The 7,974-nt window shown below is 56.4% G+C and carries 13 protein-coding genes; all 13 read right to left on the reverse strand.

Translation table 11 applies throughout. The features are described from left to right. Positions 1-258, reverse strand: a 258-nt coding sequence (locus ACML7B_RS09715) for a YraN family protein (RefSeq protein WP_418540987.1), incomplete at its 3' end; no start/stop codon positions are given. Positions 259-304: 46 nt separating this feature from the next. Next, entirely contained in the window at positions 305-964 is a 660-nt protein-coding gene (locus ACML7B_RS09720; protein WP_418540988.1) for a ribonuclease HII, read from the reverse strand. Continuing rightward, positions 957-1,520, reverse strand: a complete 564-nt coding sequence (lepB, locus tag ACML7B_RS09725) for a signal peptidase I (RefSeq protein WP_418540990.1) — start codon at positions 1,518-1,520, stop codon at positions 957-959. The genes ACML7B_RS09720 and lepB (ACML7B_RS09725) overlap by 8 nt, the downstream gene beginning before the upstream one ends. Positions 1,521-1,568: 48 nt before the next feature. Next, the gene (ylqF, locus tag ACML7B_RS09730) at positions 1,569-2,432 is read right to left on the reverse strand and encodes a ribosome biogenesis GTPase YlqF (RefSeq protein ID WP_418540991.1); all 864 of its coding nucleotides are present in this window, start codon (positions 2,430-2,432) and stop codon (positions 1,569-1,571) included. 16 nt (positions 2,433-2,448) lie between these two features. Beyond that, entirely contained in the window at positions 2,449-3,081 is a 633-nt protein-coding gene (gene lepB / locus ACML7B_RS09735; RefSeq protein ID WP_346708496.1) for a signal peptidase I, read from the reverse strand. A 64-nt stretch (positions 3,082-3,145) separates the two neighbouring features. Further along, positions 3,146-3,493, reverse strand: coding sequence for a 50S ribosomal protein L19 (gene rplS / locus ACML7B_RS09740; RefSeq protein WP_106788364.1), 348 nt, complete (start codon positions 3,491-3,493; stop codon positions 3,146-3,148). Positions 3,494-3,612: 119 nt separating this feature from the next. Further along, positions 3,613-4,356 carry a tRNA (guanosine(37)-N1)-methyltransferase TrmD gene (trmD, locus tag ACML7B_RS09745; RefSeq protein ID WP_418540994.1) on the reverse strand — a complete coding sequence of 248 codons (744 nt, stop codon included), beginning with the start codon at positions 4,354-4,356 and terminating at the stop codon, positions 3,613-3,615. A gap of 18 nt (positions 4,357-4,374) precedes the next feature. After that, positions 4,375-4,881 carry a ribosome maturation factor RimM gene (gene rimM, locus ACML7B_RS09750; RefSeq protein WP_346708498.1) on the reverse strand — a complete coding sequence of 169 codons (507 nt, stop codon included), beginning with the start codon at positions 4,879-4,881 and terminating at the stop codon, positions 4,375-4,377. A gap of 76 nt (positions 4,882-4,957) precedes the next feature. After that, entirely contained in the window at positions 4,958-5,188 is a 231-nt protein-coding gene (locus ACML7B_RS09755; RefSeq protein WP_106788368.1) for a KH domain-containing protein, read from the reverse strand. 28 nt (positions 5,189-5,216) lie between these two features. Continuing rightward, positions 5,217-5,462 (reverse strand): 30S ribosomal protein S16, encoded by a 246-nt coding sequence (rpsP, locus tag ACML7B_RS09760; protein WP_106788370.1) that lies wholly within the window; start codon positions 5,460-5,462, stop codon positions 5,217-5,219. 76 nt (positions 5,463-5,538) lie between these two features. After that, positions 5,539-6,900 carry a signal recognition particle protein gene (gene ffh / locus ACML7B_RS09765; protein WP_106788371.1) on the reverse strand — a complete coding sequence of 454 codons (1,362 nt, stop codon included), beginning with the start codon at positions 6,898-6,900 and terminating at the stop codon, positions 5,539-5,541. Between the two features lie 22 nt (positions 6,901-6,922). Beyond that, on the reverse strand, positions 6,923-7,267 hold the full coding sequence (gene ylxM, locus ACML7B_RS09770) for a YlxM family DNA-binding protein (protein WP_418540997.1): 345 nt from the start codon (positions 7,265-7,267) through the stop codon (positions 6,923-6,925). Positions 7,268-7,374: 107 nt separating this feature from the next. Continuing rightward, the coding region (locus ACML7B_RS09775) for a S8 family serine peptidase (protein WP_418541000.1) at positions 7,375-7,974 on the reverse strand (600 nt) is incomplete at its 5' end.

Here is a 7,974-nt window from a genome sequence, read left to right on the forward strand (position 1 = left end):
GGCAAGATACCAGAGGGCTCTCCCGGAGATCCTCTTTTGCTTCCTTTCATCCACTGCCTCCGCCGGATGGCCGCTTCCCTCTCCCTTCCGGTACTTTACCTCCAGGAACACATAGGTTCCGTCCTCCCGGGCGATCAGGTCGATCTCGCCTTTTTTGCAGCGGTAATTGCGCTCCAGGATCTGAAGACCCTTTCCCTCCAGCCAAGCGGCAGCTTGTGCCTCCTTTCGGGCGCCTTTCTCCCGATTGTTTTCCTTCATATATAAATGTGCCGATCCCTTCCGGCCAAGATCACATTTCCCCGGATCAGACAAAGTTCCCGATAAAGCTGCGCCGGTGGATGGGAGTCGGCCCCAGCTCCTTTAACGCCGCGATGTGCTCCCGGGTCCCGTATCCCTTATGTTTCCCGAAGCCATAGCCGGGAAGCACTTCATCGTAAGCCTCCATCAGACGGTCCCTGGTGACTTTTGCCACAATGCTGGCCGCCGCGATGGAGATACTTTTTGCGTCTCCTTTTATGATGGGCACCTGGGGGGGCTCCACCTGGGGGATGGTCACCGCGTCGTTTAAGAGAAGGTCCGGGCTTACCCCCAGATCCGCGATGGCTGCCCGCATGGCCTCATAAGTGGCCTGAAGGATGTTGATCTCGTCGATCCTTGCAGGGGACGCCATGCCGATCCCCACTGCCACTGCCTTCTCCAGGATCTCCTCATAGAGGGCCTCCCGCTTCTTCGCCGACAGCTTCTTGGAGTCGTTAAGATAGAGGATAGTCTTATCCTTAGGCAGGATCACTGCTCCTGCCACCACCGGCCCTGCCAGGGGGCCCCGGCCCACCTCGTCAATGCCGCAGATCAGGCCCCGGCCTTCATATTCCCGCTCATAGACGCTCATGGCCTCCAGCCGGCTAAGCTCCTGCTCCAGCTTCTCCTGCTGCCGCTTCTTTCTCTCTTCTTCCCGCTTATTCATGTCGGATCACTCCCATCTTGTCAAAGGGATAGATCCGCACCCAGGCTTTCCCGATCAGTTCCTCCCGGTGCAGCACTCCCACGCTTGGGTCCCGGCTGTCGGAACTGTGGTTCCGGTTATCCCCCAATACGAAATATTCATCTGGTCCCAAAGTGATGGGATCCGCCGCCTCCCCGGCGCTTGTCATGGGCTCCAGCCCGTAGATATCGCTCTCAAGGAGCTCCCCGTTGATATACACCGCTCCGCCGGATACCTGCACCGTCTCTCCCGGCAGGCCGATGATCCGCTTGATATAGTAGGTATTGGCCTCATACCGGTAGGGAAATACGATGATGTCATACCGCCTGGGGTCCTGGAACCGGTAGGAGATCTTGTCCACGATCAGGTTGTCCCCGTCGCTTAAGGTGGTCTCCATGGAGGAACCGCTCACCCGGGTCCGCTGACCCACGTAAGTGATGATCAGGTAGGTGAGCCCTACGATGATCAGTATGTATATGATCCAGCCCAGAAGCTCTCTTAACACGCCCCCGGACTTCTTCTTCCTGCGTCTTGCCATACGCTGTCTGTCCCCTTCCTGTGTCTTCTTCTCTTCTCCCCGATTCTATCACATTTCTTCCGGATATTCCAGGGTGATGCGCCCCAGGCGCCCTCCCCGGAAGTCATCCAGCACAAGTCTTGCCGCCTTCTCAAGATCCAGCTCTCCGCCCCTTCCCAGGCACTGCCGATTGCGGGCGATGATGGTAAGGATCTCCACCGGGGATGCAGTCTCCTGCAAGGCTTCTTCCCCGGAGCTGTATTTCTCTTCCAACGTCCCCGGATAGTGGGCGATCAGAAACCGGATCAGCTCCAGCGCCAGCTCCTCCTGGTTGAGAAGCTCGTCCTTGATGGAGCCGATGAAGGCCAGCTGCTGCCCCACCTTCTGGTCTTCGAACTTGGGCCAGAGGATCCCCGGAGTGTCCAGAAGCTCCACCTGTTTATTGAGGCGGATCCACTGCTTGCCCTTGGTGACTCCCGGCTTGTTGCCGGTCTTGGCGCAGGCCTTCCCCGCCAGGGTATTGATGAAGGTGGATTTGCCCACGTTGGGGATGCCCACCACCATGGCCCGCACCGGACGGTTCAGGATCCCCCGGCGGCGGTCCCGCTCCATCTTCTCCTTACAGGCCTCCTGGATCACTGCCTGGATGGATTTCAGGCCGCCCCCTTTCCGGGAGTTCACCTTCACCGCCCTGGCGCCCTGCTTCTGGAAATACTCCACCCATGCGTCGGTGGCTGTTTCTTCCGCCAGGTCCGCCTTGTTGAGGAGGATTAGCCGGGATTTATTTCTCCCCAGCTCGTGGATGTCCGGGTTCCTGCTGCTCATGGGGACTCTTGCGTCCACAAGCTCAATGATCAGGTCCACCAGTTTCAGATTTTCCTCCATCATCCGCCGGGCTTTCGTCATATGTCCCGGATACCATTGAAAATGCATACTGCTGCTCCTTTATCTAAATGAAACCGAAATTCTTCCAGGGGGAAGTGATAAACCAGGCTTTTCCATAAATGTAATCCCGCTTCACATTTCCCACGTCCGCGTTCCGGCTGTCCTCACTGTTCTCTCTGTCATCCCCCAGCACGAAATATTCGTCTGAGGCAAGTTCCATGGGCTCTGACAACAGGCCCACATCGTCGATATCGGTGGTGTCGTAGTCTTCCTCCAGCTTCTCCCCGTTGATGTAGACCCGGTTCTCCAGGATCTCCACCGTCTCTCCCGGGAGGCCGACGATCCGCTTGATATAGTAGTGGCTGTTTTCATTTCCCCTGGGGCGGAATACGATGATATCCCCCCGCTTGGGCGTGGTGGCGTTGTAAACGATCCGGTTGACCAGCACCACGTCTCCATTTTCCAGCACCGGCTTCATGGAGTCTCCCACCGTGCTCACCCGCTGGCCGAAATACCACACCGCCACGAAAGCGAAGAGGCAGACCAGGGCGATCTTGAAGACCCAGGCCCCCACCGCCGGCAGATAAGCCAGATTGATCTTCCATCTCCTGGGGTGGTTCCGCCGCCGCATCCGTTTTGCCTGCTGCCGCCGCCTGGCCCGCTGATGGGCCTGATAGACGTTCTTTTTCCTTCTCATGTATGTCCTCTTATAAAGAAAAGGGCAATCTACACGCTGTAATTGCCCTTCTCCTCGTTTCCTCTTATTTTACTAATTCTTTTACCTTCGCTCTCTTACCTACGCGGTCTCTTAAGTAGTTCAGTTTCGCTCTTCTTACTTTACCTCTTCTGACTACCTCAACCTTCTCTACGTTGGGAGAGTGCAGCGGCCAGGTCTTCTCAACCCCGATGCCGTTGGAGTTCTTTCTTACGGTAAATGTAGTTCTGGAACCGCCGCCCTGCTTCTTAAGGACTGTTCCTTCGAAAACCTGGATTCTCTCGCGGTTTCCCTCTTTGATCTTACCATACACCTTAACGGTATCGCCAACGCGAAACTCCGGCGCGTTCTCTTTCAGCTGTTCTGCTTCCAGATTCTTGATGATTTCGTTCATAATGTGTGACCTCCTTGATTGATCAGACGTTCTTAATACCATACGTACCAGAGGACCATCCATATTTCTTCACAACACGCTATATTTTAGCACACCCATCCGGGAAATGCAAGGAAAATTTACGCTTTCCCGGTTTCTTCAAGGATCTTGCGGGCAAGCGTTTTCTCTTCTTCCGTAAGCTCCGCCCGGACAAGAAGATCCGGCCGGTTTTTCGCCGTCCGGATGACGGACTCCCGCCGCCGCCATTTCTCAATATTGGCGTGATGTCCCGAGAGCAGCACTTCCGGCACCTGCTTACCGTGCCACACCTCCGGCCTGGAGTACTGAGGGTATTCCAGAAGGTTGTCCTGGAAACTCTCGAACTCTGCGGACACGTCGTTGTGGAGCACCCCAGGCACCAGCCGGGAGATAGCATCCACCATGATCATGGCCGGCAGTTCGCCGCCGGTAAGCACGTAGTCGCCAATGGACACATAATCGGTGACGATCTCTTCCAGCACCCGCTCGTCGATGCCCTCATAGTGGCCGCACAGGAAGACCAGTTCTTCTTCCTCTGCCAGTTCTTCCGCCATTTTCTGATGGAAGGTCTCCCCCTGGGGAGAGAGATACACCACCCGGGGCCGTTTCCCGATCCGTTCTTCCAGGGCGTGGTAGCACTGGTACACTGGCTCGGCCTGCATCAGCATCCCGGCGCCGCCCCCGTAAGGGTAGTCGTCCACGCTGTTGTGCTTGTTGAAGGCGTAGTCCCGGATATTTACCGCCTCTACAGAGAGGAGGCCCTTCTGGATGGCCCGGCCGGTGATGCTGGTATTCAGGCCGTTCATCACCATTTCCGGAAATAATGTCATAATGTAAAACTGCATGTTCACCCTGCTCCTTTGTTAGATCAGCCCGTCCATGAGACGGATCTTCATCCTTCCCTCCGGGACAGACACTTCCCGGATACACTCTTTGATGGCCGGGATCAGCACCTCCCCGTGTTCCGGACTCTCCACCACGTACACATCATTTGCCCCGGTGGTGATCACGTCGGTAAGCCGCCCGAAGGGCGTCCCGTCCTCTTCTTCCACCGCAAGACCGATCATGTCCGCGATAAAGTACTCGTCCGTGCCAAGAGGCACCGCGTCCGCCCGCTCCACCAGAAGGGGACACCTGCGGTAGCCCTCCACGTCGTTGATGTTGTCGATCCCTTTAAACTTCAGGATCACAAACTGCTTGAAAAAGCGGGCCGACTCCACCTCCAGGGGGCGTTTCTCCTTCCCTGTGTCCAGGAGCACCTTCTTAAGATCCCGGAACCGCCTGGGATCGTCTGTGGTGGGGAATACCTTTACCTCTCCCCGGATGCCGTGGGTGGAAGTGATCACTCCCACCTGTAATAACTCTTCCATGCTGTCTCCTTATATAAAATTCGGGACAGGTCCGAATGTCTCCGGTCCCATCCCGCCGTGAAGGGAAGCCCCTTCCTTAGTCCATAATATCTACGATCACTTTCTTGTCTTCTTTGGCTGCCGCTGCTTTGACCACCGCGCGGATCGCTTTCGCGATGCGCCCCTGCTTGCCAATGACCTTTCCCATATCGGAATCCGCCACCCGAAGCTCCAGGACTGTGGCCTTCTTCTCTTCCCGCTCTGTCACTACGACGCTGTCGGGATCGTCCACCAAAGATTTGGCGATCACTTCAACCAGTTCTTTCATTATTCAGACACCTCCAGGACGTTGCGGCTTATTTCTCAATTCCTGCCGCTTTGAAGATCTTGCTTACTGTCTCTGTCGGCTGCGCGCCTGTGTTCAGCCATTTCTTGGCCTCTTCCTCGTTAACGGAAATCGCGCTGGGCTCACAGTTGGGATCGTAGGTTCCGATCTCGGCGATGAACTTGCCGTCTCTTGGTGATCTGGAATCAGCTACTACGATTCTATAGAAAGGAGCCTTCTTCTGTCCCATTCTTCTTAATCTGATCTTTACTGCCATTTTGTTTCACCTCCGTAAATTTTTCTTGGTTATATGATATAGAACGCGCGAAAGATCCGCGCGGTATATCCATTTGCTAGAAGGGCATGCCGAATTTCCTTCGCTTGCCGCCTTTGCCCAACATTTTCATCATCTTCTTCATCTCGGCAAACTGCTTCACCATCCGGTTGACTTCGCTGATGTCCACCCCGGCGCCTCTGGCGATCCGGTGCTTTCTGGACGGGTTCAGAAGATCCGGGTTCCTGCGCTCCTCTGTGGTCATGGAGTAGATCATGGCTTCCATCCGGGCCATGCTCCGCTCCGCCTGGGCGGTCTGCTCTTCGCTGATTCCTTTCTTGCCCATGCCGCCCATGGGACCCATGCCGCCAAGGCCGGGCATCATGCTCATGATGCTGCCAAGGCCGCCCATCTTCTTCATCTGCTGCATGCTCTCCAGGTAGTCCTCGAAGTCGAACTGGGCTTTCTTGAGCTTCTTGCTCATCTCTTTGGCTTTCTCCTCATCGATCTCGGCTTCCGCCTTCTCGATCAGGGTCAGCACGTCGCCCATGCCTAAGATCCGGGAAGCCATCCGGTCCGGATGGAACTGCTCCAGGTCGGAGAGTTTCTCTCCCATGCCGGCGTAGAGGATAGGCTTGCCGGTCACGGCTTTTACCGACAGGGCCGCTCCGCCCCGGGTGTCGCCGTCCAGCTTGGTGACGATGACGCCGTCAACCCCTGCCTTCTCGTTGAACTCCTTGGCTACATTTACCGCGTCCTGACCGGTCATGGCGTCGATCACCAGGATGGTCTGATGGACGGTCACCGCCTCCTTGATCTGGGTCAGCTCCTCCATCATGTCCTCGTCAATGTGGAGCCGTCCGGCGGTATCTAAGATAATGATGTTATTTCCATTCTTCTGGGCGTGTTCCAGGGCCGCCTTTGCGATGTTGGCAGGCTTGTGGTTCTCTCCCATGGAGAAGACCTCCACCCCCTGCTTCTCCCCGTTCACCTGCAGCTGCTTGATGGCTGCCGGACGGTAGACGTCACAGGCTACCAGAAGGGGCTTCTTGCCCTTCAGCTTGAACTTGCCCGCAAGCTTGGCCGCCGTGGTGGTCTTACCGGCTCCCTGAAGGCCTGCCATCAGGATCACCGTAGGGGAATTCCCAGGCTGCAGCTGGATCTCCGTGGTCTCGGAGCCCATCAGCTTCACCAGCTCCTCGTTGACGATCTTCACCACCATCTGGCCCGGGTTCAGGCCGTTCATCACGTCCTGGCCGATGGCCCGCTCCTGGACATTCTTAATAAAGTCCTTGACCACCTTGAAGTTCACGTCCGCCGCCAGAAGGGCTCTTTTGATCTCCTTCATAGCCTCTTTCACGTCGTCCTCAGTGAGCCGTCCCTTGCCCCGCAGGTTCTTGAATATATTCTGAAGTTTTTCTGTCAGACTGTCAAATGCCATTCCTTAACTCCTGCTCCATCTTCTACAGATCCTCAATGATCTCTCCGGAGATCCTCCGGATCTCCCCAAGCGCCTCCCGGTCCCCGTCGCTCTCGTACCGTTCCAGAAGGTCGTCGATCTGCTTCACCTTGTCCTTCACCGCCAGGAACCGCTCCACCAGGTGGAGCTTCTCCTCATATCCGCCAAGCGTCTGAGAACAGCGGCGGATCAGGTCGTGCACACCCTGCCGGCTGACGCCCGTCTCCCTGCCGATCTCCGCCGGAGACAAGTCGTCCAGAAGAAACTGCCCGTAGATCTCCTTCTGGTGATCCGTCAGCAGCTCCCCATAGAAATCAAAAAGCAACGCCTGCTTAAGAATCTCATTCATTCTTATCACCGTGGAGTATGATACACGAAAAGGGCAGACGTGTCAAGTATTTTTTCTTGACACATTCAAAAAGGGACAGGATATTTTCAATCTGGGACGTGGTATTTTTAAAAATACCACGTCCCCAACAATCGTTCCACGTCCAGTAAGCCCCATCCCTGGGCGGTTTCCTCCCTCTGACAGCTTTCTCGCAATTTCAGTTTTATTTCTACGTTGGTAATGTCTGAATATTTGGACAGAAGCATGGCGCAGGCCCCTGCCACCACCGGAGTGGCCATGGAGGTGCCGCTTTTGATGGCGTAGGGCCGCCTGTACCGCGCAGGGGTATTGCTGCAGGAGATAATCCGGTAGCCGGGGGCCACCAGGTCCGGCTTGACCACGCAGGCTTCTGTGGGCCCCCGGCCGGAGCACCCCTCCCCTTCCCGGGGCGTCCCCAGGGCTCCCACGGTGATCACCTTACGGCTGTTGCCGGGGATGGCGATGGTGCTCTCCTTAGGCCCGTAGTTCCCGGCGGACACTACCACGGTGATCCCCGCGTCCCACAGCCGCTCCACCGCATCGATGAGCCAGTTCTCCTTCTCTTCGTTCAGCCCCGCCCGGGCACCCACGGAGATATTCACCACCCGCACTCCCAGCTCTCCTGCATGCTTCATCAGCCAGCAGATCCCCTCCAGGATCTGCCGCATATTGCCCTCTCCTTTATGATC

This window comes from Massilistercora timonensis, from assembly GCF_048354975.1.
GTDB classification, from domain to species: Bacteria; Bacillota; Clostridia; order Lachnospirales; family Lachnospiraceae; genus Massilistercora; species Massilistercora timonensis.

Excerpts from the sequence above, each read along its gene's own strand:
- ACML7B_RS09720 (WP_418540988.1), bottom strand. The coding sequence starts at position 964 with ATGAATAAGCGGGAAGAAGAGAGAAAGAAGCGGCAGCAGGAGAAGCTG.
- lepB (WP_418540990.1), bottom strand. The coding sequence starts at position 1,520 with ATGGCAAGACGCAGGAAGAAGAAGTCCGGGGGCGTGTTAAGAGAGCTT.
- ylqF (WP_418540991.1), bottom strand. The coding sequence starts at position 2,432 with ATGCATTTTCAATGGTATCCGGGACATATGACGAAAGCCCGGCGGATG.
- lepB (WP_346708496.1), bottom strand. The coding sequence starts at position 3,081 with ATGAGAAGGAAAAAGAACGTCTATCAGGCCCATCAGCGGGCCAGGCGG.
- rplS (WP_106788364.1), bottom strand. The coding sequence starts at position 3,493 with ATGAACGAAATCATCAAGAATCTGGAAGCAGAACAGCTGAAAGAGAAC.
- trmD (WP_418540994.1), bottom strand. The coding sequence starts at position 4,356 with ATGCAGTTTTACATTATGACATTATTTCCGGAAATGGTGATGAACGGC.
- rimM (WP_346708498.1), bottom strand. The coding sequence starts at position 4,881 with ATGGAAGAGTTATTACAGGTGGGAGTGATCACTTCCACCCACGGCATC.
- ACML7B_RS09755 (WP_106788368.1), bottom strand. The coding sequence starts at position 5,188 with ATGAAAGAACTGGTTGAAGTGATCGCCAAATCTTTGGTGGACGATCCC.
- rpsP (WP_106788370.1), bottom strand. The coding sequence starts at position 5,462 with ATGGCAGTAAAGATCAGATTAAGAAGAATGGGACAGAAGAAGGCTCCT.
- ffh (WP_106788371.1), bottom strand. The coding sequence starts at position 6,900 with ATGGCATTTGACAGTCTGACAGAAAAACTTCAGAATATATTCAAGAAC.
- ylxM (WP_418540997.1), bottom strand. The coding sequence starts at position 7,267 with ATGAATGAGATTCTTAAGCAGGCGTTGCTTTTTGATTTCTATGGGGAG.